This window comes from Streptosporangium sp. NPDC006007, assembly GCF_040614315.1.
Classification (GTDB): Bacteria; Actinomycetota; Actinomycetes; order Streptosporangiales; family Streptosporangiaceae; genus Streptosporangium.
Genome location: NZ_JBEXUG010000002.1, coordinates 161123 through 185241 on the forward strand (window position 1 = coordinate 161123; position 24119 = coordinate 185241).

Here is a 24119-nt window from a genome sequence, read left to right on the forward strand (position 1 = left end):
CCCGAGCCCTCCGGCCCCGGACCGGGTGACTATTTTCCGGGCTTGGGATGGGTGACACGGCAGTCGGAGTCACCGGGGCCAAGGATGTTGGCGAGGATGGGGTTGCCGTTCTCACCGAACCTCGCCTGGACGAAGACCACCGGCCTGGGCTCGCCGAGCTCTCCGACGAGATAGTCCCGGCCCGTCTCGCAGAGCTTGAGGGCCTGCTTCGAGTTGCTCGCCGACTCCGGAAGGTTCGTATATATCCGCAGATAACCACCCACTATCCGGATGTCCTTGAGACGCTTGGTCGCCTTGTGACCCACGAAGTAGGCGAGGGCCTTCCGGTCGGTGTGCTTGGACAGCCCCGCCGCGCGGGTCTCGTCCGCCCGCCGTACCTCCCCGTCCGGTGATGTCCCGTCCGGTGTCACGGCCGCCGCCTGGTCTTCCCCTCCGGTCTCCGGCACGATCACGTCGGCCGACGTGGCCTGCCACTGCGTCTGCGGCCTCGCCGGCAGCAGCGCCCCGCCCAGGGCCAGCAGTGCGGTCGCCAGCGCGGCCGTTCCGACCGAGATCTCCAGGATCCGCGTCCGGCCCCTCCCGCGGCGCCCGCCCGTCCTCTCCCCGGACCGTGCCGGCTCCTCGCCCCTTTTCAATCCTCGGCCTCACGTAGACGGGTGACTTTCCCCGAGTATTACAAACGCCGGGGGTCGTGGCTAACCCTTCGCCGGGGCGTTCCCGGCGTCACCTCCCAGCGGTCGCTCTCCCGAAACTCCCTGAAACACCCGGAACTCCCCGGAAACGGCCGCCCTTGCGCCACCGGGCGCGCGCACCCGCGACCGCGGGCCACACGGTGAGGCGGCTACGGCAGCGAGGCGATCAGCTCGCTGACCGGCTTGCGGATGCCGGTGTAGAAGGGGATCTCCTCCCGGGTGTGCCGCCGCGCCTCGGCCGCGCGCAGAACGCGCATCAGGTCGACGATGCGGTGCAGTTCGTCGGCCTCGAAGGCGAGCATCCACTCGTAGTCGTTCAGGGCGAAGCAGGCGACGGTGTTGGCCCGCACGTCGGGATACTCCCGGGCCATCTTGCCGTGCTCGGCCAGCATCCGGCGGCGGTCGGCGTCATCCAGGAGATACCACTCAAGGGAACGGACGAACGGGTAGACGCTGACGTACCTGCGCGGCTCCTCCTCCGCCAGGAAGGCCGGGATGTGCGACTTGTTGAACTCGGCCGGGCGGTGCAGCGCCATGGCCGACCAGACCGGCTCGGTCAGCCGCCCGAGGTCGGTGCGGCGGAACCGGGAGTAGGTCTCCTGCAGATCCTCGGCGGTGGGAGCGTGCCACCAGAACATGAAGTCGGCGTCGCCCCGGAATCCGGCCACGTCGTACAGGCCGCGGGTGACCACGTCCTTCTCCGCCACCTGGGCCAGGAGGTCCTCGACCTCGTCGGCCATGCCCTCCCGGCTGGCCGGGCAGCGCTCACGCAGCCTGAAGACCGACCACATCGTGTAGCGGATCACCTGGTTGAGGTCACGCGCCTTCGGCCGTGGATTCTCGTCCGTCGTCCTCACCCCTTTGTGAGTTCTGTCAGCGACTCGTCTTTCGGCTGCCATTCTCCCGCGGGATTCAGGTGGTCCAGAATCCGGGCCGCCGCGGTGCGCGCGGTGGAGACGCAGGCGGGGATGCCGAGGCCGTCGTAGGCGGCACCGCACAGGGCCAGGCCGGGCAGACCGGCGACGGCGCCGCGGATGCGGGCGATCCGGTCGAGATGCCCCACGTCATACTGCGGCAGGGAGCCGCCCCAGCGGGTCACGCGGGAGTCACGCGGCACCCCGCGCACGCCCGTGACCTCGGCCGTCTCGGCCGTCGCCAGCGCGACCAGCTCGGCGTCGTCACGCTGGAGCAGCGCCTCCTCGCCGAGGCGGCCGATGGAGCAGCGCAACAGGATCAGGCCGGGGTCCGCCTCGGCCAGGTGCGGCCACTTGACCGAGCTGAAGGTGGCCGCCTTGATCGGGCGCCCGTCGACGGGCGGGACCAGGTAGCCGCTGCCGGTCGGCGGCTCGGGGAACGCCTCCCGGGGGTAGGCGAGCGTGACGACGGCCATGCCGGCGTATTCGATCCCGGCCAGTTCCGCGGCCGCCCGGGGCGCCTCCGCGGCCAGCAGGCGGCTCGCCGAGGGGGCGGGAACGGCGACGATCACCGCGTCGGCCTCGATGACCTCGGGCTCGGGCACCGGTCCGGCCACCAGCCGCCAGCCGGTCTCCGTCCGGCTCATCTCCCGGACCATGACCCCGGTTCTGACCTCAGCCCCGGAGGCCGCGGCCACGGCTGCCGGCAGGGTGCCCATGCCCTGCCGGAGCGTGGTGAAGACGGGTCCGGCGTCCTTGGGCGTCTCGGCGACGATCTCCCGCGCCGCGGTCAGCAGCGACCGCTCCGAACGGGCCGCGACCGCGATCCGGGGCATCGTCGCCTCCAGCGACAGCCGGTCGGCCCGGCCGGCGTAGACGCCGCCGAGCATCGGCTCGATCAGCCGCTCGACCACCTCGCCGCCCATCCGGGCGCGGATGTACGCGGCCACCGACACGTCGGTGGTGACAAGTGTGGGCGGCAGGATCCGGTCCAGCGGCACCCGGGCGAGGCCGCCGGGGCTGAGGATGCCCGATCCGGCGAGCGCGGTCAGGTCGGACGGGACACCCATGACCTGCCCCGAGGGCAGGGGCCGGAGCACGCCCCGGCTCAGGACGGCCGCCCGGGTGGTGCCGGGGTGCCGCAGCTCGTCGCCCAGGCCGACCAGCCGGGCCAGTTCCGCGCCCTCGGGCCGCCGTGCGAGCATGGCCTCGGCCCCGGCGTCCACCGAGACCCCCGCGACCTCGGCGGCGTGCAGCTTGCCGCCGATCCGCCGGGCGCCGTCGAGCACGGTCACCCGGACGCCTTCGCCGCCCCGCCGCAGGTACCACGCGGCGGCCAGCCCCGCGATCCCGCCGCCGACGACCACCACGTGGCACCGGTTGCCTTCCATGTCCCCGACCGTACCGCCCTCCGTGCGCGCCCACGTTCCCGGCCGCCCACCCCGATGAGCGGGCGGTAAGGAGAACGTGACTCCATCGTGACTCCCAACCCCAAACCTCACCGGCGTGGCGCACGTCATGAAGAGCATGAACAGACTCCGGTACGGCTTACGCCTGGCGGCCCCCCTCGCGGGCACCGCGTTGTTCCTGTCGGCCTGCGGAGGCATGACCCCGCAGTCCGTCTCCGACTCCGGCGGAGCCCCGGCCGTCGCCGCGGACTCCGCGGAGGGGACGGCGTACCAGATGGGCGGCACGGCCGAATCCGTGGCGCGCGCCCCGGACTCCACGACCGCGCAGGCGGCCGGGCAGACGAAACTGGTCCCGCAGGATCGGGCGATCGTCTACCGGGCCGACATGACGGTCCGGGCCAAGGACGTCGCCGTGGCGGCCGACAGGGCCCGGGGGGTGGTCACCACGGCGGGCGGCTACCTGGCCACCGAGAAGTCCCAGGCCAACTCCGGCGGCAAGGGGTCGGCGAGCCTGGTCTTCAAGATCCCGCCCGCGGCCTATCCCGGCGTGCTGGACCGCCTGGGCAAGGAGCTGGGCACCCGCGAGTCACTCCAGCAGGACACCGAGGACGTCACCGAGCAGGTGGCCGACGTGGAGAGCCGGCTGAAGTCGGCCAAGGCCTCTCTCGACTCGCTGCGCACGCTGATGGGAAAGGCCAAGACGATCGGCGAGGTGCTGAAGGTCGAGCGGGAGGTCTCCGAGCGGGAGTCCGAGCTTGAGTCGCTCCAGGCCCGGCAGAAGACGCTCACCTCACAGACGAGCATGGCGACGCTGACCCTGAACCTGATCGGCCCGGCGGTCGTGGTCCGCAAGGCCAAGAAGGAGCCGTCGGGGTTCCTCGGCGGGCTGCGGATGGGCTGGAGGGCCTTCGGCACGGCCGTGAAGGTGGGTCTGACCGTACTGGGCGTGCTGATCCCCTGGTTGATCGTGGTGGTGCCGCTCTGGCTGCTGACGGTCTTCGTGCTGCGCCGCAGAAGCCGCGGGAGCGCAGACGCCGTCCGGGCCGCGTCGCGGCCGGCGCCGGCCGGCTCCGCCGAGACGGCCGGCGCCGCCGGCCCCGGTCAGGGCGGCGGAGCGGCCGGCCTCGGCGACCCGGAGCGGGAGGACGGGGCTGATCCGCCCGGACGGCCGTAGACCCGATCCGGCGGCGGCCCCCGCGACGAGCCGGCCGCCGGGCGGCGAGGCGTGCCCCTCCCCTGGAGGGGGCCTCCACCTCCGAGAAGCGGGGCTCCCCGCCGCGGGCGGGTCAGCGGGCGGAGGTCTCGTGCACGAAGTCCGTCAGACGGGCGAGCTGGTCGGGGTCGGTGGCGGGCAGCACGCCGTGGCCGAGGTTGAAGATGTGCCCCTCGGCCTTGGCCCCGCGGGCCAGGATGTCAGCCGCTCGGTGCTCGGCGACCTCCCACGGGGCGAGCAGGATCGCCGGGTCCAGGTTGCCCTGCAGCGCCTTGCCCGGCCCCACCCGCCGGGCGGCCTCGTCGAGCGGGACCCGCCAGTCGACGCCGACCACGTCGGCCCCGGCCTCGCCGAGCAGGCCGAGCAGTTCGCCGGTGCCGACGCCGAAGTGGATGCGCGGGGCGCCCAGACCGGCCAGGCCGGCGAAGATGCGGCGGGTGTACGGCAGGACGAACTCGCGGTAGTCGTCGGGGGCGACGGCGCCGACCCACGAGTCGAAGAGCTGGACGGCCGAGGCCCCCGCGGCGAGCTGGACGCGCAGGAAGCCGAGCGTGATGCCGGTCAGCCGGTCCATCAGGGCGTGCCACAGGTGCGGCTCGCCGTACATCATCGCCTTGGTGTGGTCGTGGTTCTTGGAGGGACCGCCCTCGATCAGATAGGAGGCGAGGGTGAACGGCGCGCCCGCGAACCCGATGAGGGGGGTCGGGCCCAGCTCGGCGGTCAGCGCCCGGACGGCCTCGGTGACGTAGGAGACGTCGTCGGGCTCGATCGGGCGGAGCGTCTCGATCGCGGCGGCGTCCCTGATCGGCTCGGCCACCACCGGGCCGACGCCGGGCTTGATGTCAAGATCGATTCCGATCGCCTTAAGCGGCACCACGATGTCGCTGAAGAAGATGGCCGCGTCCACGCCGTAACGGCGGACCGGCTGCATCGTGATCTCCACGATCAGGTCGGGGGTGGCGCACGCGGTGAGCATGGAGACCCCTCCGCGCACGGCCCGGTACTCGGGAAGCGAGCGACCCGCCTGGCGCATGAACCACACGGGCGTGTGCGGGACGGGCAGGCGACGGCAGGCGCGCAGGAACGGAGAGTCGGCAAGCTCGGGAGTCACCTCACCAGGGTGCCATGCCGGGTGCCCGGTCCGCTCAGCAAGGCCGTTAGCGGATGTTCTGGGTACGAAATCGCCGGTTATTAAATGAGATCACACCTAACAACGCCTAGACAGCTTCAAGTCATGATGACGATAGGGTTCTACCCGTTTCGAGTGCTTCGTCCACCGGAAACCAATGTCAGCAGGCTTCCGGCGACGCCGGACGGCGCAAGGCGATCATGTTTCCGGGTAAAGTTCCTTCCATCGACGAACACGGTCCCGGCCCCGGCTGATCCAAATGTTCGCCATGTCACCGCGCGGCATCGATTCCGGCACCACTTTCGGGACACGCCGAGCACGTTGCGCGGAAATGTCGGCGCGACGTGCCAACGTCGGACCACGACCCGACGAAAGGCCCGTGCGATGTCCACGATGTGGAGTTCACCCGAACACCGCGGTGAGCACTGTGCTTCCTGTGCCGACGAGCGGGTTTTCGACCAACCCTCCTGCCTCGACGGTCACCGAGCGGGCCACCGCCCCGAACGGGCCTGTGCCGAGCGCGGTCACGCACTGTTTCCCGGTGTCTCCGCAGACGGAGACACGTTCGTTCCCCGCCGACCGGCGGCAGTGGCTTGATCGGCTCCAATGGTTCCTACACACACCCCAGTGGTCCCCATGCGCTCAGTTCCGACTTACGCTTCCGATATGACCGTCGGTGACGCTCCGCCTGCTCCCGCCGCCTTTCGGCGCGCGGCGGCGAGCATGCGTCCCACCGAGGTCAGACCGGAGATCGAGCTGGAGGACATCCCAGCGCCACAGCGTCTCGCCCCCTACTCGGCCGCCATCGGCGCATCGGTCTACCGCGACGACGACGAACTCGCGGTCGGCCGTCTCATCATGCTCTTCGACCCGGACGGCCAGCGCGGCTGGGAGGGCCGCTTCCGCCTGGTCGCCTACGTCCGGGCGGACATGGAACCGGAGATCACCGAAGACCCGCTACTCGGTCCCGTCGCGTGGAGCTGGCTCACCGAGTCACTCGACGCGCACGGCGCCACCTACGCCGCGGCCGGAGGCACCGTCACCAGGGCTGTGTCCGAAGGCTTCGGCAACAAGGCCGAAGATCCGGTGGCCACGGAGCTGGAGCTGCGCGCCTCCTGGTCTCCGCTGGAGGAGGACCTCTCCGGCCATGTCGCCGCCTGGTGCGATCTGATGTGCCTGGCGGCCGGCATACCACCCCTGCCACCCGACGTGGCGTCCCTGCCGCCACGCCGTCGCGAAGATCCGGAGTCCTTCCGAACGTGACCGACGAGACAACCATCGTTCCGCTGCTGGAGCCACGGGAGGGAATCCCACCCGTCATCGAGGACCCAGCCGACCTCGCACGTGCCGTCCGTGCCTTCGCCCAGGGCACCGGGCCGGTCGCCATCGACGCCGAGCGGGCCTCCGGCTACCGCTACAGCGGCCGCGCCTACCTGGTCCAGCTGCGCCGCGCGGGCGCGGGCAGTGCGCTGATCGACCCGGTTCACTGCCCCGACCTGTCGGAGCTCGACGCGGTCCTGGCGGACACCGAGGTGGTGCTGCACGCCGCCTCCCAGGACCTTCCATGCCTGGCAGAGCTCAACTTCCATCCCCGAGAGCTGTTCGACACCGAGCTGGCCGGGCGACTGCTCGGCTACGAGAGGGTCGGGCTGGGCATGATGGTGGAGAACGTCCTCGGTCTCCGGCTGGAGAAGGGGCACTCGGCCGCCGACTGGTCCACCCGCCCGCTGCCGGAGGACTGGCTGCGCTACGCGACCCTCGACGTCGAGGTCCTGATCGAGCTGAGGGACATCCTCTACCAGGAGCTCGACGCCGGCGGAAAGCTGTCATGGGCACAGGAGGAGTTCGCCGCCGTGCTGGCGCACAAGTCCCCCACGCCGCGCTCGGACCCGTGGCGGCGCACCTCCGGAATCCACAAGGTCCGCTCACTGCGGGGGCTCGCCGTGGTCCGGGAGCTGTGGACGCTCCGGGACGACCTGGCCCGCGAGTCCGACCTGGCGCCGGGCCGGGTCCTGCCGGACTCGGCGATCGTCACCGCGGCCCTGGAACTGCCCCGCACCACCAAGTCGCTCACCGACATCCCCCCGTTCACCGGCCGCAGCGCCCGCCGGCACCTGCGCGAGTGGCTGGCCGCGGTCGGCAGGGCTCGCGCGCTGCCGGAGTCACAGCTCCCGCAACCCAGCGCCCCGGGGGACGGGCCTCCACCGGCCAACCGGTGGATGGACCGCGACCCGGTCGCCGCACGACGGCTCGCCGCGGTCAGGGCCGTGGTGGCCGCGCTCGCCGACGAGCACCACATGCCGACGGAGAACCTGGTCCAGCCCGACGCCGTACGCCGTCTGACCTGGGAGCCTCCGCCGGTCATCGACGACGAGACCATCGCGGCCCGGCTGCGCGAGCTGGGCGCCCGGGAGTGGCAGATCGGGCTGACCGCCCATCCGATGGCCAAGGCGCTTCTCCGGCTGGAGGCCAAGGGCGAGATCTGACAGTGACGACGGTGTGAACGAGCGTCTCCTTCACGTCCCCTCGTTCGCTCCCGGGAGCGGCCTCAGCTCGACCACGCGGAACCGGGCGGCCGGCGCCCGGCGATCTCGGCCGGGCCCGGTCTCCCCAAAGCTAGTTACCGGCGAGTAGCATAGAGGGGAAGCCATCCAGCAACGAGGAGCGAACCCCGTGCCTTCGTCTCGTGACGTCGTATTCGTCGACGGTGTGCGCACACCCTTCGGCAGATCGGGCCCCAAGGGCCTGTACGCCGAGACCCGCGCCGACGACCTGGTGATCCGCGTCATCCGCGAGCTGATGCGGCGCAATCCGAACCTGCCACCGGACCGTGTCGACGAGGTGGCCATCGCGGCCACCACGCAGATCGGCGACCAGGGCCTGACCATCGGCCGCTCCGCCGCCGTCCTGGCCGGACTGCCCAAGAGCGTGCCCGGCTACGCGATCGACCGCATGTGCGCCGGGGCCATGACCGCGGTGACCTCGGTCGCCGGGGGCATCGCCTTCGGCGCCTACGACGTCGCCATAGCCGGCGGCGTCGAGCACATGGGCCGCCACCCGATGGGCGAGGGCGTGGACCCCAACCCCCGGTTCCTGGCCGAGCGGCTCGTGGACGGCTCCGCCCTGATCATGGGGATGACCGCGGAGAACCTGCACGACCGCTATCCGGCCATCACCAAGGAGCGCGCGGACGCCTTCGCCGTCGCCTCCCAGGAGAAGGTCGCCAAAGCCTACGCGGACGGCAGGATCCAGCCCGACCTGGTCCCGACGGCCGTCCGGTCGGCCGAGCGGGGCTGGGGCCTGGCGACCGCCGACGAGGCCCCTCGCCCCGGCACCACCCTCGATGGGCTCGCCGCGCTGAAGACCCCGTTCCGCCCGCACGGCCGGGTCACCGCGGGCAACGCCTCCGGGGTCAACGACGGCGCGACCGGCTGCATCGTGGCCGCCTCGGGCGTCGCGAAGGAGCTGGGCCTGACGGCCCGGATGCGCCTGGTCTCCTACGCCTTCGCGGGCGTGGACCCCGAGGTCATGGGCGTCGGGCCGATTCCGTCCACCGAGCGGGCGCTCCGCCTGGCCGGGTTGTCGATCTCCGACATCGGGCTGTTCGAGATCAACGAGGCCTTCGCCGTACAGGTGCTGGCGTTCCTGGAGCACTTCGGCATCGCCGACGACGACCCCCGGGTGAACCCCTACGGCGGCGCGATCGCCTTCGGTCATCCGCTGGCCTCCTCGGGGGTGCGGCTGATGACCCAGCTGGCCCGCGAGTTCGGCGAGCGTCCCGACGTCCGATACGGCGTGACCACGATGTGCGTCGGCATGGGCATGGGCGGGACGGTCATCTGGGAGAACCTGGGCTGGGAAGGTAAGAAGTGACCGACATCAGGGAACTGTTCGCCGACGAGATCGTCACCAAGGCGGTCGTCCGCGACGTGGAACTGCCCTACGGCGCGGGCACCATGGCACTGATCACGCTGGACAACGGCTTCGACCACACCAAACCGTCGACCTTCGGCCCCGCCGGGCTCACCTCGCTGAACGAGGCCCTCGACGCGGTGGCGGACCGCGGCGACCTGGCGGCGGTGGGTGTCGTCGGCAAGCCGTTCGTCTTCGCGGTGGGAGCCGACCTCAAGGGCGCCGCCCTGGTCACCGAGCGGGACCAGGCGCTGCGGATCGGACGGCTGGGCCACGACGTCTTCCGCCGCCTGGGCGAGCTGGACGTGCCGTCGTTCGCGTTCGTGAACGGCGCGGCCATGGGCGGTGGCCTGGAGGTGGCGCTGCACTGCACCTACCGGACCGTCTCCTCGGGTGTGCCGGCGGTGGCGCTGCCCGAGTGCTTCCTCGGCCTGGTGCCCGGCTGGGGCGGCACCCAGTTGCTCCCCCGCCTGATCGGCCCGGCTGCGGCCATCAAGCTGATCATCGAGAACCCGCTCTCGCAGAACCGTATGATCAAGGGCGGGGACGCCTTCGCCGCCGGCGTCGCCGACGCGATGTTCGATCCCGCCGACTTCCTGGAGGAGTCGCTGCGCTGGACCGCCCGGGTGCTGCGCGGCGAGGTGACCGTCTCCCGCACCGACCACACCGCCGAGGACTGGTCCAAGGCCGTCGCCGACGCCCGCTTCCTGGTCGACCTGAAGCTGCGCGGCGCCTCCCCCGCCCCCTACCGGGCGCTGGACCTGATCGAGCTGGCCCGCACGGCCTCCCGCGACGAGGGTTTCGACGCCGAGGACCAGGCGCTGGCCGACCTCCTCATGGGCGACGAGCTCCGCGCCGGCCTCTACTCCTTCGACCTGGTGCAGCGCCGGGCCAAGAGGCCCGCCGGAGCCCCGGACCCCGCGTCGGCCCGCAAGGTCACCAAGGTCGGCGTCGTCGGCGCGGGCCTGATGGCCTCGCAGATGGCGCTGCTATTCGCCCGCCGCCTGGAGGTCCCGGTCGTGCTGACCGATCTGGACCAGACCCGGCTGGACAAGGGCGTCGGCCACATCCACTCCGAGGTCGACAAACTGCTCGGCAGGGGCCGCGTCTCCGGCGACCAGGCCAACCGGCTCAAGGCCCTGGTGACCGGCTCGCTGACCAAGGACGCCTTCGCCGACGCCGACTTCGTCATCGAGGCGGTGTTCGAGGACCTGGAGGTCAAGCGGAAGGTGTTCGCCGAGGTGGAGGCCGTCGTCTCCGCCGAGTGCGTGCTGGCCAGCAACACCTCCTCGCTCTCGCTCACCGAGATGGCCTCCGGGCTGCGGCACCCCGGGCGGGTCGTCGGCTTCCACTTCTTCAACCCGGTCGCCGTGATGCCGCTGCTGGAGATCGTCAAGGGCGCCCGCACCGACGACACGACGCTGGCCACGGCCTTCGCGGTCGGCGCATCACTGAAGAAGTCGTCCGTGCTGGTCAAGGACGCGCCCGCGTTCGTGGTCAACCGGCTGCTGACCCGCTTCATGGGCGAGGTCATCGGCGCCGTCGACGAGGGCACCCCGCTGGAGGTCGCCGACCACGCGCTGGACGGGCTCGGCCTGCCGATGACCCCCTTCACGCTGCTCCAGCTCGTCGGCCCGGCCGTCGCGCTGCACGTCGCCGAGACCATGCGCGCGGCCTTCCCGTCCCGCTACCGCGTGTCGGAGAACCTCGCCCGGCTGGTCGCCGCCGGAAAGCCGGGCGTCTACGCGCCGGACTTCTCCCTGGACGCCGAGGCGGTGGCCCTCTTCTCCGGCGGCGCCTCCCCGTCGACCGCCGAGGAGGTACGGCTGCGCGCGCTGCGGGCTCTGGCGGAGGAGATCCGGATCATGCTCGACGAGGGCGTGGTGGCCGCCGCCCAGGACATCGACCTCTGCATGATCCTGGGAGCCGGCTGGCCGTTCCACCTGGGTGGCGTCACGCCATACCTGGATCGGACCGGGATCGCCGAACCGCGTTTCCTGCCGCCGGGCACCGCCTCCGTCCCCGGGTAGGCTCCCGCGGCCCCGCGACCGCTCTCTCAGTTCACCGTCTCGGGTCGCCGTCTCGGGTCGCCGTCTCGGGTCGCCGTCTCGCGCTCACCTCCTCACCGCGTCTCACCGGCGCCGTGAGCCTCCGCCCCGCCGTCCGTCTCGCCGTCCCCCCGCCGTCCGCGGTGGGGAGCGCGGGCGGTGGGGAGCGCGGGCGGTGGGGCGGATTCAGGGAGCAGGCGGATCTTTGACCCGATCCGGATCGAACCCTTGTCCCGCGTGGGAATACCCCCTGACATGAGAACCGTCAAGATCGTGTCCGCCGCCGCGGCGTTCGCCTGCGCGACCGCGCTGCCCACGACCTCGTCGCCCGCCTCGGAGCAGCCTCCCTCCCCCGCACGGGAGTCCGCCTCGGGCGGCAGGTCGTCCCTGACGCTCAGCCTCTCGGTCGCCGGCGGACCGGCCAAGACCATCTCCCTCCGGTGCGACCGGGACGACGGCGTCCACCCCTCCCCCGTCACCGCCTGCGGCATGATCCGCAGGGTCGGCGGGGACCTGTCCCGGCTCACCTACGACATCGACATGATCTGCGGCGAGGAGTACGTCCCGCACACCGTGAGCGCCCTCGGGACCTGGGAGGGCAGGCCCGTGCGGTTCGACAGGACCTACGACAACCGGTGCGAGATGACCGCGCTCACCGGCCCCCTGTTCTTCTTCTGAGGAAACCCCGGCGCACGACCGGGGAACCCCGGGCACGCGGCTTGGTGCCCGCTGTGGCCGGGGCGGCCGCCGGGGACGCCGAGGACGGGGTCAGCGCGGGCCGACGCCCTGCCTGCCGTCCGGGGACGGCTCCGCCAGCCGGCTGTGGCGGTAGCCGTACCCGGCGTAGACGACGACTCCGATCAGCATCCAGATGACGAACCTGAGCCAGGTCTCCACCGGCAGGTTGACCATGAGGTACAGGCAGGCCAGCACCGACAGGACCGGCACCAGCGGCACCAGCGGGGTGCGGAACGAGCGCGGCAGGTCGGGGCGGGTGCGGCGCAGGATGATCACCGCGACCGAGACGATGACGAACGCGAAGAGCGTGCCGATGTTGACCAGTTCGGCGATGGTGGACAGCGGAACCAGCCCGGCCAGCACGGCGACGATGACGCCCATCAGGATCGTGATCCGGTACGGCGTGCCAAACCTCGGGTGGACCGTGGCCAGCCCGCGCGGGAGCAGGTTGTCCCGGGACATCGCGAACAGCACCCGCGACTGGCCCATCATGAGGATCATCACGACGGTGGTGAGGCCGGCCAGCGCGCCGATGCTGATGAGTGTCGCCGCCCACGTCTGACCGACCGCCTTGAACGCGTCCGCCAGCGGCGCCGACTCGCTGAGCTGCGAGTAGGGCTGCATGCCGACGACGACCAGGGAGACCGCGACGTACAGCAGGGTGCAGATGACGAGCGAGGCGATGATGCCGATCGGCAGGTCGCGCCGGGGGTTGCGGGTCTCCTCCGCGGCGGTGGCGACCACGTCGAAGCCGATGTAGGCGAAGAACACGATCGCCGCGGCACTGAAGACACCCAGCACGCCGAACGCGACGGGGGTGATCCCGAACAGCACCTGGATCAGCGGCGCGGTCAGCCCCTCCACCGCGGCGGTCGGCTTCGCGGGCGGGATGAACGGCCGGTAGTTCGCCGCGTTGATGAAGAACGCCCCGGCCACGATCACCAGCAGGACCACCGCGACCTTGATCGTGACGATGATCAGGTTGACCCGGGAGGACAGCTTGATCCCGGCGATCAGGACGGCGGTGAGGATCAGCACGATCAACGAGGCGGGCACGTTGAAGAACGCCTCCTCCCCGGCTATGGCACTGGGCAGGGGTATGCCGAGGGATTCCAGCAGCGAGGTCAGGTAACCCGACCAGCCGACCGCGACGACCGCGGCGGCGAGCGCCATCTCCAGCATCAGGTCCCAGCCGATGATCCAGGCGGGGAACTCTCCGAGCGTGGCGAAGGCGAAGGTGTAGGCGGAGCCGGCCACCGGCACGGTGGAGGCGAACTCTGCGTAGCAGAGCGCGGCCAGCGCGCAGACGATCCCGGCGGCCACGAACGACAGCGCCACCGCCGGCCCCGCCAGGTCCCTGGCGACCCGGCCGGTGAGCACGAAGATTCCGGTGCCGATGATGACGCCGATACCGAAGACGGTCAGGTCCAGTGCGGAGAGATCCTTGCGCAGCCGGTGCTCGGGAGCCTCGGTGTCCTTGATCGACTGCTCCACCGATTTAACGCGTAAAGCCCCCATGGAACCCCCCTTGACCATCTGCAGTCGCCCTCTCCTATAGATCGAGTCATGCCCACCCGATCAGTGGCTGAACGGTGAACTCGGGGTTCTTTAGGGGAAAGTCCCGATGCCGGGGCGGCCTCCCCGGTCGCAGCATGGGAGACATGCTTCTGGACACCCTGGGCCGGCTGGACCCCTGCCTGGTCGGCGCGGTGCTGCTGGCGCTGCTGGCGCTGGACGGCTCACTGCTGATCGGAGCCGTGCTCCCCGGAGACATGGCGATCGTCGCGGCGGGAATCGCGCTGACCGGACCCGCCGAGGTCGCGGTGGTGACGGTCGCCGGGACGGCCGGATCCCTCCTGGGCGCCACCGGCGGCTGGCTGATCGGCCGCCGATGCGGCCCACGCGTCCGTCACAGCCGCGCCGGACGGTGGATCGGCGAGCACCGCTGGGCGCGAGCCGAGCGGATCGCCACGGGCGAGGGCGGCGGCCCCGCCCTCGCCGCCGCCTACTTCCTGCCCGTGGTCAACGCGCTGACCCCGGTCCTCGCCGGGAGCCTCGGGCTGCCGTACCGCCGCTTCATCCGCTGGGCGCCGGCCGGCAGCGCGGCCTGGGTGACCACCTACCTGACGCTGGGCTCCGTCGCGGGCGAGTTCGTCCGGCACAACCAGCACCTGATGGTGCCGGTCGCCGGATGCGTCGCCGTCCTCGTCGCGGGCCTCGCCGTGATCAGCCTGCGGGCCCGCGCGGGCAGGGCCGCGGGGATCAGCGGGACGGCTGGTTCTCCAGCGCCGGAGACCGCTTCGCCACCGCCTCGGTGATCTCCCGGGCGATGCCCTGCGCGGTCAGGCCGATCTCGCTGAGGATCTTCGCCCGCTTGGCGTGGTCCAGGAAGCGCTGCGGGACGCCGTAGGTACGGACCGGGACGTCCACGTCCGCGTCCCGCAGCGTCCGGGCGACCGCGTCGCCCACCCCGCCCACCTTGCCGTTGTCCTCGACCACCGCGACCAGCTTGTGCCTGGCCGCGGCCGGCGCCAACGCCTCGTCCAGCGGCTTGACCCAGCGCGGGTCCACCACGGTGGCCGAGATCCCCTGGGCGTCGAGCAGGGCAGCCGCCTCCACGCACAGCTCGGCCATCGGCCCCGCGGAGACCAGCAGCACGTCGGGGGTGTCGCCCTCGCGCAGCACGTCCATCCCGCCGAGCCGGCCGACCGCCTCGATCTCGGCGCCCACCGGCCCCTTGGGGTAGCGGATCACGGTGGGGCCGTCGTCGACCTCCACCGCCTCCGAGAGCAGCTCGCGCAGGCGCGGCTCGTCACGCGGGACGGCGACGGCCAGGCCCGGGACGACCTGCAGGATCGACAGGTCCCACATGCCGTTGTGGCTGGCGCCGTCGTCACCGGTGACACCCGCCCGATCCAGCACGACCGTGACCGGCAGCCGGTGCAGGGCGACGTCCATGAGGAGCTGGTCGAAGGCCCGGTTGAGGAACGTGGCGTAGACGGCCACGACCGGGTGGAGACCGCCGAGGGCCAGGCCCGCCGCGCTGGTCAGGGCGTGCTGTTCGGCGATGCCGACGTCGTAGAGGCGGTCGGGGTAGGCCTCGGAGAACGGGATCAGGCCGGTCGGGCCGAGCATCGCGGCGGTGATCGCCACGATGTCCTTGCGCTCGGCGCCGAGCCGTACGATCTCCTGGCCGAAGACGTTGGTCCAGCCGTGCGGCTTGGGCTTCTCCTCACCGGTCAGCGGGTCGAAGGCACTGGGCGAGTGGAAGCAGTCCTCGTCGTGGTTCTCGGCGAAGGAGTAGCCGTAGCCCTTCTTGGTGAGCACGTGCACGATGACCGGGCGGCGGAACCCCCGGGCCTTGCGCAGCGCGGCCTCCACGGCCTGCTCGTCGTGGCCGTCGACCAGCCCGATGTACTTCAGGCCGAGGTCCTCGAACATGACCTGGGGGGCCAGGACGTCCTTGATGCCCTTCTTCACGCCGTGTAGCGCGTCGTAGACCGGGGCGCCCACCACCGGGACCTTCGCCAGGTTGTCCTTGACGAACTCCAGCACGTCCTCGTAGCGCTGGGTGGCGCGGAGCGAGGCCAGATGTGAGGCGAGCCCGCCGATGGTCGGCGAGTAGGAGCGGCCGTTGTCGTTCACCACGATGATCAGCGGCAGGTCCCTGTGCGCCGCGATGTTGTTGAGCGCCTCCCAGGCCATGCCGCCGGTGAGCGCTCCGTCGCCGATCACCGCCACCACCGTGCGGTCGCCCTCACGGCGCAGCTTGTACGCCTTGGCCAGGCCGTCGGCGTACGACAGCGCGGTGGAGGCGTGGGAGTTCTCGATGACGTCGTGCTCGGACTCCGCCTGGCTCGGATAGCCCGACAGGCCGCCCTCCTGACGGAGGGTGTCGAAGCGCCCGGCGCGGCCGGTGAGCATCTTGTGGACGTAGGCCTGGTGCCCGGTGTCCCAGAGAATGCGGTCACGTGGCGAGTCGAAGACCCGGTGCAGCGCGATCGTCAGCTCGACCACGCCGAGGTTGGGACCCAGATGGCCGCCGGTCCGCGCCGTCGAGCTGATCAGCAGATCCCGGATCTCCGCCGCGAGCCGGGGAAGCCGGTCCGCCTCCAGCGCCTTGAGATCCCGTGGCCCCTTGACCGACTCCAGAAGACTGCCAGGCCGTCCGGTCCGCTCGCTCACGGAATCATCCCCTCTGTCAGTCAGCATCAGACCGAGTCTAGTCGCGCGGGGAGCACCTCCTGCGGGGAGGAAGATTCTGCACGTTTTCTCCCCACTTGCAATAGCCTTTGGCTCACCATGAGCACTCTCCCCTTTAGCCAACTATCATCACTTACCGTCGCATCCTTGGCGTTTTCTCTGGTCACGGGGGTCGGCCCGGCTGACGCCGAAGCACCCTCGGCCCCCCTGACCTCTTCGGCCGCCAAGGCCCCGGTCTCCGCGGCCTCCGCCGTGAAGACCTCCACCACCGATGTCTCCGTCACCAAGCGGCTGACGGTGCCCCGCGGCCGCGTCGCCGCGACGGCCAACCCCCTCTACCGCACAGGCACCCTTCCCACGATGCGCTGCGGGGCCGGACAGATCCGCGCGGGGAGCGCGGCCTCCTACCGGTACTTCATGACCCGCGTCAACCGCTGCCTGAACCTGGCCTGGAAAACCCAGTTCAGGAAGGTCGGGCTACCCTTCGCCCAGCCCACACTGCGCTTCGTCGGCTCCAGGGTGAGCAGCCCCTGCGGCCGCTGGCCCAAAGGCGCGGGCGGCTACTACTGCTCCACCAACCGCACCATCTACATCGGCGTCACCCGAGAGGTGCTGAAGAACCCGTTCGGCCCCAACCACGCCCAGTTCATGGCCCATGAGTACGGCCACCACGTGCAGCAGCTCGCGGGAATCATGAACTACTACAGTCAGAGCGTCTGGCGCGCCAGGCCGTCCACCAAGCTCGCCTTCTCCCGCCGTCTCGAACTACAGGCCGACTGCCTGGGCTCCGCCTTCCTGCGGCAGGTCTCCGACGACCTGCCCGTCGAGCAGGACCAGTGGGACTCGATGGTCCGGTGGGTCTCCGAGAACGGCGCCAAGACCTGGGCCTCCAACGACCACGGCAGAGGCCGCAGCCAGGCCTACTGGATGGAGCACGGCTTCGGCGCCGGCTCCCCGTCCGGATGCAACACCTGGACCGCGCCAAGCCGTACCGTCGCCTGACCTCCTCCGGTCCGGCGCGAGCACCGTCGCCGCGCCCGTACCAATGCGGCCGTACCCCTCGGGGTACGGCCGCATTTCGCTTTACCCGCTCTTTTACCTCCATTAAGGTGCGGGATCATGCGTATCCCCCTCATCCCCTTGGTTTCCGGCGTGCTCGCGAGCCTGCTGCTCACCGGCACGGCCGGCGCGGGCGCCCTGGAGCAGAACGGGCCGGTGCCGACGGGCAAGAGCGCCCAGACCAACAACCCGATCTACCGGAGCGGGCAGTTCGAGATCAAGACGTGCGAGGAGCAGCCCGTCAAGCCCGACGATCTGGACGCCGCCCGGGTCTATCTCGAATTCGTGGTGGACTGCCTCAACACGAGCTGGCGGGACCAGATGTCCAAGGCCAAGCTGCCCTTCTCCAAGCCCGCGTTCGTCACGACCTCGCGCACCGGCGTCCCCACCGGCTGCGGCAGGTTCCCCAAGGGCGCCCAGGCGGTCTACTGCCCGCTCAACAAGAAGATCACCTTCCTGCTCGACCCGGGAATCCTCTCCCAGGCGACCGAGCTGTTCCTGTTCGAGGTGATCGCCCACGAGTACGGCCACCACGTGCAGCAGCTCTCCGGGATCATGAGCTCCTTCAACACCAGGAAGTACAGGAGCCAGAAGGCATACCTCGCCGAGGTCCGCAAGATCGAACTCCAGGCCGAGTGCCTGAGCGGCGCCTTCATCGGTAGCGTCTGGCGCTCCCTGGACCGGGTGGAGTCCGACTTCACCTACGTCGTGGAGGCCGCCTACGACACCGCCAGCCACGGCAAGTCCAAGAACATCGCCTACTGGGTCAAGCGAGGCTTCGACACCGAGAGCCCGAACGCCTGCAACACCTTCTCCGCCCCCAAGTCCAAGGTCTCCTAACCCCTCGTCCCCGCCCCCAACCGGCGCCCGGCCTCTGCCCCGATCTCGCGGCGGTCGGCCGCCTGACGGCCACCGCCCACCTCGGTGGTAACCGCCATACGGCCCCACCACCAACCACCCGTCGCCGCCCCACAGCCGCGCGACGGGTGGTTTTCTCTTTCCTCCATGAAGTCAACGACCAACTCAACCTGGCCGAAATGCTCTGGGGTACCTCGGTTTCAGCAGTTCGCCTTTGGGATCCGCATGTGTGTTCGGTCAATCACCGACCATTTTTCACATGCTGATCGAGGACGGCGACCAGTTCAAGGAACTGGTTTTCGCTGATCTCCAAAATACTGTCGACACTCCTTGAAATATCCCGCCAGCCATATAACGTCACCGTACACGACCCGGATTTTCGGCCGCCCGACATCGTCAAGCCAAAACCGGAGGAGAAACGCTTCCATTGCCGATACGCACCCCAAGACAATCAATGCGAACACAATGACAACACCCATTCGCCAAAGATGCCGCGAAGCGGTGTAGTTTAATAACTAAATGTAGGCAATCTCTATTTCGTAGGTGGAGACAGATCGTCGATCCAGGACGGCCACCTGCACAGATCGTCCATCCATAAACTTCTTAGCCCGCACTATACAAGCTACACACTGAGCCTTTTTCATCCTGCCTCGCGCATCTGCAGGACACAGACACCGATCCCGGCGGCGAGCCCGACATCCACAGAAGCGTGCCGTCCGGGGCGGCGACGACCTGAATGTTCATGCCGTGCCGCTGGTGTTTGCCGGAGTGGTGCGGCCGGTCGGCGGCCACCCGGTCGATCGGGATGAGCGTGCCGTCCAGGATCACGAAGGCGTACCCGGCGCGCTTGGCCGCGCGCGACACCTGCTCCAGGCGGGGAGAACACCGGGCGAGCGGAGCGACGGTCTCACCGACGTAGCGCCAGGCGGTGCCGGAGAAGGTTCCGACGAGGTCGCCGTGCAGGTCTGTCATCGTGCCGAGGGCCGCGGTCCCCCCTTCTTGCAGGCTGAGCAGGCCACCGGAGGGGGCGCGGCCGTACTTGGCCTGGATTGCTCCGGCTCCGTCGGTGACGGTGGCGATGTCATTTTCCAGGCCGGAGTAGACGAAGCGCTGCTGATCGACCCCCTTCGTACGGGAGGTCATCCGGCCAAGGGCGTCGTAGCCGTAGGTGGTGTCTCCATCGGAGATGAGACGATCGAGGGCGTCGAAGGTCAGGTTGCGGGTGACGCCCGTCTTGGTCTCCGTGGCAAGGGTGCCGCGGGAGGTATAGGTGTAGTCGGTGCCGTCGCCGTTGGTCAGGCGGTTGCGTTCGTCGTAGGTAAAGGTCTTGGTACCGGCCTTGGTGCGGTTACCCGAGTCGTCCCAGGTGTAGTCGGTGGTCGCGCCGCCGGGGGCGGTCCAGGAGGTCAGACGTCCTGAGTGGTCGTAGCCATAGGAGTCGGTTCCGGCGCCCGCGGTGCCGGAAGTCGTCTTGGCGGTGAGGTTGTCGTCCTTGTCCCACCCGTAGACGATCTTCGCCAGTTCGGTGCCCGCACTGCTTTTGAGCATGTGGGAGGCAGGCCGGTTGACGGTGTCGTAGGTGAAGGTCTGGGTGTTGACCGGATTGGCGGAGGTCTGGCTGGTGACACGGTCGGCGCTGTCATAACCGTAGGTGAGGGTACGGCCTGTCACCGGGTCGACGGCGGTGGCCAGGCGGCCCGCGTCGTCCCAGGTGTAGGTGGCGATGCCGGTGGGGTCGACGCGCTGAACGGGATTACCCAGAGCGTCGTAGGCATAGGTGGCGACCTGGCTGGTCGCCTTGGACACCTTGGTCAGCAGGCTACGGTCGTTGTACTCCAGGGTGTAGTCACCAATCGCCGTCCTGCGACCCGCCTGGTCATAGGTGTAGGTACGTCCGGCTGTGGTGACCGAGGCGCCGGTACCGACTTCGTTGACCAGCCGGCCAAGGGGGTCGAACTGCCGGTCGACGCGGACCCCACCCGGCTGGAGGGTGGCGACCGGATTGCCGACGGCGTCATAGACGGTGGTCCAGGTCCGATCGGCGGCAGCCGGGTGAGCGACGGTTGACGGCTCGGTGACCGATTCGGCCAGGCTAAGGGCGTTGTAGGTGGTCCAGGTCGGGTCGCCCCGGCCGTCGGTGGTGCGGGTGCGAGCGCCGGTCGCGTCGTAGCCGAACGTGGTGGTGATCGACCTGCCGGCGGATGCCGGCTCGATGATCGAGGTCATCCGGCTCAGGGCGTCGAATTCCCGCCGGGTGACATGGCCCTCACCGGAGGTGCGACCGGTCTGGTTTCCAGCGGGGTCGTAGCCGAAGCCGAGCGTGCGGACGGTGGCCCCGGTGCCGTCGAGGTCCTTGACCGTGGTCTTCCGCCCGGCAAGGTCGTATTCGGCCTCGGTGGCGTTGCCCAGCGGGTCGGTGACTTTGGCTTCGCGCCCCAGGGAGTCGTAACCGACTGTGGCGGTGTGGGTGAGCGGATCGGTGGTGGCGGTGATCTGCCCGGCGGCGTTGACCACGTAGGTGGTGGTCTTGTTGCCCGGCGCGACACTCTTGGTGAGGTTGCCGGCGGTGTCGTAGGTCAGGGTGGTGGTGAGCGTCGCGGTGGTGGGCTTGCGCTCGATCTGCGTCTGGGTGATCCTGCGGCCCAGGTCATCATAGGTGGCCTCGGCGCGGGCGCCGGTCGGATCGACCGTGGCGAGTCTCTCTCCCCTCAGGTCGTACTCCGACACCCATTGGCCGCCCGGCCCCGAGGGACCCGGATCGGTCACTCTCACGGGGTTGCCCAGCGCGTCGTACTCCGTGGTGGCGTAACCGCGTTCATCCGTGACCGTGGTCCTACGGCCCGCCGCGTCGTAACCGAAGCCGACTTGGGGAGTGACCGCGTTCCCGCCCGGCGGAGTATAGGCGGGTGAGGTGACGGAGGTCAGACGGCCGGTCTTGTCGAAGGCCGAGGTGATGGTCCGCCCTTCGCCGTCGACGGCCTGGGTGAGCAGGCCGACACTGTTGTAGCCGTACTTCACGGTGGGCCGTCCGTCGACGGCGGAACCGTTCTTCTCGATTTTCACCTGAGGTGACGTCGACTCGACCAGTTGACCGGCGAGGTCGTGACGGAGCGTGGTGGTGAAGTCGGAGGAGGTGGCGCCGGAGGCGTTGCCACGCGGGTCGGTCTGCGCGGTCAGCAGGCCACGGTCGTCGTAGGTCCAGGTGGAGACCAGATCGACGGTCCCGTTCTCCACGGTCTGCCGGGTCACCTGCCCCAGCGCGTTGTAGACGTAGTCGGTGGACTCAACCCGGGTGCTGCCCGCGCCGGTGAGCGCCTTACCGATGACGTTGCCGAGCGCGTCATAGGTGTAGGCGGTCTTGCGCTTGAGCGTGGCCGGGTCGAACGTGGTGGAGGTCCTACGGCCGGCGGCGTCGTAGACGTGGTCGACGGTGGCCTTGCCGCCCCCGGTGACCTGCGTGGTGAGGTTGCCCGCCGCGTCGTAGACGTTGTCCTCCAGCACCACGTTCGCAGGGGTGGTGGACCCGTTCAGCCGAGCGCCGTCGGCGATGACCTGCGACAGACGGTTGTCGGCGAAGTAGGTGTAGGAGGTCTTGCGTCCCATCGCGTCGACCTTGCCGGCCAACCGGCCGCCGGGATCGTAGGCGTACGACTCCAGCACCACGTCCTGGGCGGTCTGCGGGCTGACCGGGCTGCCCGTCCAGTTTTTGAGCGTCCTGGTGGCCGGCTCGCCGCGCTTGGTGTAGGCGAAGGTGGAGACCGTACCCAGCGGGTCGGTCGCCGAGACGCGGGCACCGACGGTGTCCCAGGTGGAGTGGGTCACACCGCCCTCGGGGTCGGTGACCGATGCGACGCGGCCACCACCGTCGTAGGTGTAGGTGACGGTGCGCGCCGGGTCGCCACCGGTCAGGTCGGTGAGGGTCTCGGTGAGCCGGTTGCCGTCCGCGTCGTAGGTGTAGCTCGCCTTGGCGGTGTGCGTGACGTTCGTGACCTCGTTCTTCACCCCGGCGCCGGTCTGGGTGAGCAGCCGGCCCACTCCGTCATAGGTGAGTGTCGAGGTGACCCCGCCCGGGTTGGCCTGCGAGATCTCCTTACGCGAGAGCACCCGGCCCAGCGCGTCGTAGGTGAACGCGGTCTTCAGACCGGATGGACTGGTCTGCTCGGCCAAATCCCCGGCCGCCGTGTAGCGGTAGGTCGTCTCGTCGTTCTTGGCGTTCTTCTGTGACTTCAACAGTGAGTTGATCGTTCTGGTAGGTGTAGGTCCATGTCAGGGCCGTGCCGTTGACCGGCGGGGTGGACACCGACGCCACGTGCGTGCCGTTCCAGGCGAAGGTCAGGAACCGCCCTCCGGACGCGGTGACCTTGGTGAGCTTGCCGTCGGTCGCCCGCTCCAGCTCCAGTCCCCGGCTGTAGGCGTCAGTGATCTTCGTCAGCCGCCCCTGCGCGTCGAACAGGTAGGAGGTGGAGGACTTGTCCATCAACCGCCATCCGCCCCCGCTTACCTCGGCCAGCGTGGCGTACATGCCCGGCGGCGGCTGGAAGGTCCCGTCCCCGTTGGCGGCGAAGCGCACCTGGCGGCCGTCGGGGTAGGTCACCAGCAGCGTGTCCACCGCTCCGCCTGTCTCTGCCTGGACCTTCATGTCGAATCGGGTCGACCAACCCGCCCCGAACAGCCCGTCCTTCCGCGGGTCCATGCTGTTGTAGGACCGCACGATCGACAAAGATGGCCCGGCACCGGCCACAGACGCGTCGGTGGCCGTCGTGGTGTAGTTGCCGGCCAACTGCTGGAACTCCTGCCCGTTGACGCCACGCGTGGCCAACTGCGAGGTGATGGCCGGCTGGCGCACCCCGGTGGTGAAGGTCCAAGCACCGCTGGTGGTGGTCAGCCCGCTGTGGGAGTCCTTGATCTTCGCCGTCCACCAGTACTGCTTACTCCAGGCGCGCTTGTTGGCCGCCGGGATCCGCCAGGCGATCACGTCCTCGGCCAGTTCCCCGGACGACAGGCATCCGCTGCCGGTCATGTTCTCGTCGTCGCAGACCTTGAAGGTGAGCCGGACCGGGTAGTTGCCGTCGTTGCTACGGCCGTCGGCCACCAGCAGTGGGGTGCGGGAGTCGACCAGTTGCTGGTCGGCGGGGAACATCTGCGACAACGACGGCGGCTGCGCGGTCGGCTCGGGATCCAGCGGCGGCGGGCAGACCCCACCATCGATCCAGTAACCGCCCCATCCGCTCCCGGGTGCCTGGCCGACCGACTCGATCCGCGCCGTCCACACATGCCCGCTGTAGGCGACCACCGTCCCCGCCGAGTACAGGGTCATGGAGTTGTAGTACGGGTACGCCGAGCAGTGGTCGGTGAACGTCAGAGTGCGCACCTCAACCGGCAGTGCCCCCTTCGTCCGCGAGGACTTCTTCGCGGCGGACGCCGAGACTTTGACCGAGGTGGCCGTGGCCTTCTCGGAAACAAGCGAGGGCAGATTCGCCGCCGAGCCGGACAACTGGTCCGGGGTGCCGGGGGGTTGCGTCAAAAGAGCAGCCTGCGCGGCCGCCGCAGCGGGCAGGGCGTTGATCTGCACCAGGCCCGGAAGAATCCCAAGGACGACAAGAAGCACCCATCGGGCTGAATTCGGCCATGACGAATTACGGCGCAAAGCTGTCACCTTCCGAACCACTCAGCCCGAAGACCAAGCCACCACGCCGCCCCACCCCACGGGAAACTCAAGCCGAAGGCCAAGGAGTGGCAGTTGGGGTCAAACACAGCACAAACGATCGAAATGTATACATCGATCGTTCCAATACACAAGATCTACATAAGAAATAAATAAACAAATCAGGGGCCGAAAGTCGGGAATGCAACATTCTCACATGTGCGATCACCGACAGTGACAGTCAGTGAAGCTGACATGGGGCAGCATGCGGCAAGGAACACGTCGGTGGATTTCCTCGTG

At 69.7% G+C, this 24119-nt stretch carries 16 protein-coding genes and 2 pseudogenes; 9 read left to right on the forward strand and 9 right to left on the reverse strand.

Annotation, left to right across the window (positions count from 1 at the left end):
- Positions 1-29 precede the first annotated feature (29 nt).
- The 3 genes from ABZ194_RS02180 to hemG form a co-directional block, all read right to left on the reverse strand.
- A complete protein-coding gene (locus tag ABZ194_RS02180; protein ID WP_355591007.1) occupies positions 30-635 on the reverse strand; it encodes a hypothetical protein in 606 nt (201 codons plus the stop codon).
- A gap of 206 nt (positions 636-841) precedes the next feature.
- Positions 842-1549 (reverse strand): hydrogen peroxide-dependent heme synthase, encoded by a 708-nt coding sequence (hemQ, locus tag ABZ194_RS02185; protein ID WP_355591009.1) that lies wholly within the window; start codon positions 1547-1549, stop codon positions 842-844.
- Positions 1546-2997, reverse strand: coding sequence for a protoporphyrinogen oxidase (hemG, locus tag ABZ194_RS02190; RefSeq protein ID WP_355591012.1), 1452 nt, complete (start codon positions 2995-2997; stop codon positions 1546-1548). Before hemG ends, hemQ begins: the two co-directional genes overlap by 4 nt.
- 115 nt (positions 2998-3112) lie before the next feature.
- On the opposite strand from hemG, the gene ABZ194_RS02195 reads away from it, so the two are divergent.
- Entirely contained in the window at positions 3113-4189 is a 1077-nt protein-coding gene (locus ABZ194_RS02195; protein WP_355591015.1) for a DUF4349 domain-containing protein, read from the forward strand.
- A 112-nt stretch (positions 4190-4301) separates the two neighbouring features.
- Here the strand turns inward: ABZ194_RS02195 and hemE are convergent, their stop codons facing one another.
- Entirely contained in the window at positions 4302-5339 is a 1038-nt protein-coding gene (gene hemE, locus ABZ194_RS02200) for a uroporphyrinogen decarboxylase (protein ID WP_355591018.1), read from the reverse strand.
- A gap of 684 nt (positions 5340-6023) precedes the next feature.
- On the opposite strand from hemE, the gene ABZ194_RS02205 reads away from it, so the two are divergent.
- From ABZ194_RS02205 to ABZ194_RS02225, 5 genes are all read left to right on the forward strand, one after another.
- Complete coding sequence (locus ABZ194_RS02205; RefSeq protein ID WP_355591021.1) at positions 6024-6620, forward strand: DUF3000 domain-containing protein; 597 nt, start codon at positions 6024-6026, stop codon at positions 6618-6620.
- Positions 6617-7843 carry a ribonuclease D gene (locus ABZ194_RS02210; protein ID WP_355591024.1) on the forward strand — a complete coding sequence of 409 codons (1227 nt, stop codon included), beginning with the start codon at positions 6617-6619 and terminating at the stop codon, positions 7841-7843. Before ABZ194_RS02205 ends, ABZ194_RS02210 begins: the two co-directional genes overlap by 4 nt.
- Before the next feature lie 187 nt (positions 7844-8030).
- Entirely contained in the window at positions 8031-9230 is a 1200-nt protein-coding gene (locus ABZ194_RS02215; RefSeq protein WP_355591027.1) for a thiolase family protein, read from the forward strand.
- The gene (locus ABZ194_RS02220) at positions 9227-11299 is read left to right on the forward strand and encodes a 3-hydroxyacyl-CoA dehydrogenase NAD-binding domain-containing protein (RefSeq protein WP_355591030.1); all 2073 of its coding nucleotides are present in this window, start codon (positions 9227-9229) and stop codon (positions 11297-11299) included. The genes ABZ194_RS02215 and ABZ194_RS02220 overlap by 4 nt, the downstream gene beginning before the upstream one ends.
- A gap of 273 nt (positions 11300-11572) precedes the next feature.
- On the forward strand, positions 11573-11995 hold the full coding sequence (locus tag ABZ194_RS02225; RefSeq protein WP_355591033.1) for an SSI family serine proteinase inhibitor: 423 nt from the start codon (positions 11573-11575) through the stop codon (positions 11993-11995).
- A 90-nt stretch (positions 11996-12085) separates the two neighbouring features.
- On the opposite strand, the gene ABZ194_RS02230 is transcribed toward ABZ194_RS02225, so the two are convergent.
- Positions 12086-13573, reverse strand: coding sequence for an amino acid permease (locus ABZ194_RS02230; RefSeq protein ID WP_355591036.1), 1488 nt, complete (start codon positions 13571-13573; stop codon positions 12086-12088).
- Between the two features lie 143 nt (positions 13574-13716).
- Between ABZ194_RS02230 and ABZ194_RS02235 the strand changes: the two genes are divergently transcribed.
- Entirely contained in the window at positions 13717-14373 is a 657-nt protein-coding gene (locus ABZ194_RS02235) for a DedA family protein (protein ID WP_355591039.1), read from the forward strand.
- On the opposite strand, the gene dxs is transcribed toward ABZ194_RS02235, so the two are convergent.
- Positions 14318-16267 carry a 1-deoxy-D-xylulose-5-phosphate synthase gene (dxs, locus tag ABZ194_RS02240; protein ID WP_355591042.1) on the reverse strand — a complete coding sequence of 650 codons (1950 nt, stop codon included), beginning with the start codon at positions 16265-16267 and terminating at the stop codon, positions 14318-14320. The two genes, ABZ194_RS02235 and dxs, sit on opposite strands and share 56 nt — an antisense overlap.
- Positions 16268-16405: 138 nt before the next feature.
- Between dxs and ABZ194_RS02245 the strand changes: the two genes are divergently transcribed.
- The gene (locus ABZ194_RS02245; protein ID WP_355591045.1) at positions 16406-17260 is read left to right on the forward strand and encodes a neutral zinc metallopeptidase; all 855 of its coding nucleotides are present in this window, start codon (positions 16406-16408) and stop codon (positions 17258-17260) included.
- A gap of 117 nt (positions 17261-17377) precedes the next feature.
- Positions 17378-18157, forward strand: a complete 780-nt coding sequence (locus ABZ194_RS02250; RefSeq protein ID WP_355591048.1) for a neutral zinc metallopeptidase — start codon at positions 17378-17380, stop codon at positions 18155-18157.
- Positions 18158-18853: 696 nt separating this feature from the next.
- Here the strand turns inward: ABZ194_RS02250 and ABZ194_RS02255 are convergent.
- From ABZ194_RS02255 to ABZ194_RS02265, 3 genes and pseudogenes are all read right to left on the reverse strand, one after another.
- Positions 18854-19003 (reverse strand): annotated as a pseudogene (locus ABZ194_RS02255) (transposase family protein); the annotation flags it as partial.
- A 519-nt stretch (positions 19004-19522) separates the two neighbouring features.
- Positions 19523-22342, reverse strand: a pseudogene (locus ABZ194_RS02260) (hypothetical protein); the annotation flags it as partial.
- Positions 22266-23783: a DUF6531 domain-containing protein gene (locus ABZ194_RS02265; RefSeq protein ID WP_355591051.1), complete on the reverse strand. Its 1518-nt coding sequence runs from the start codon at positions 23781-23783 to the stop codon at positions 22266-22268. The pseudogene ABZ194_RS02260 and the gene ABZ194_RS02265, both read right to left, overlap by 77 nt.
- Between the last annotated feature and the right edge of the window lie 336 nt (positions 23784-24119).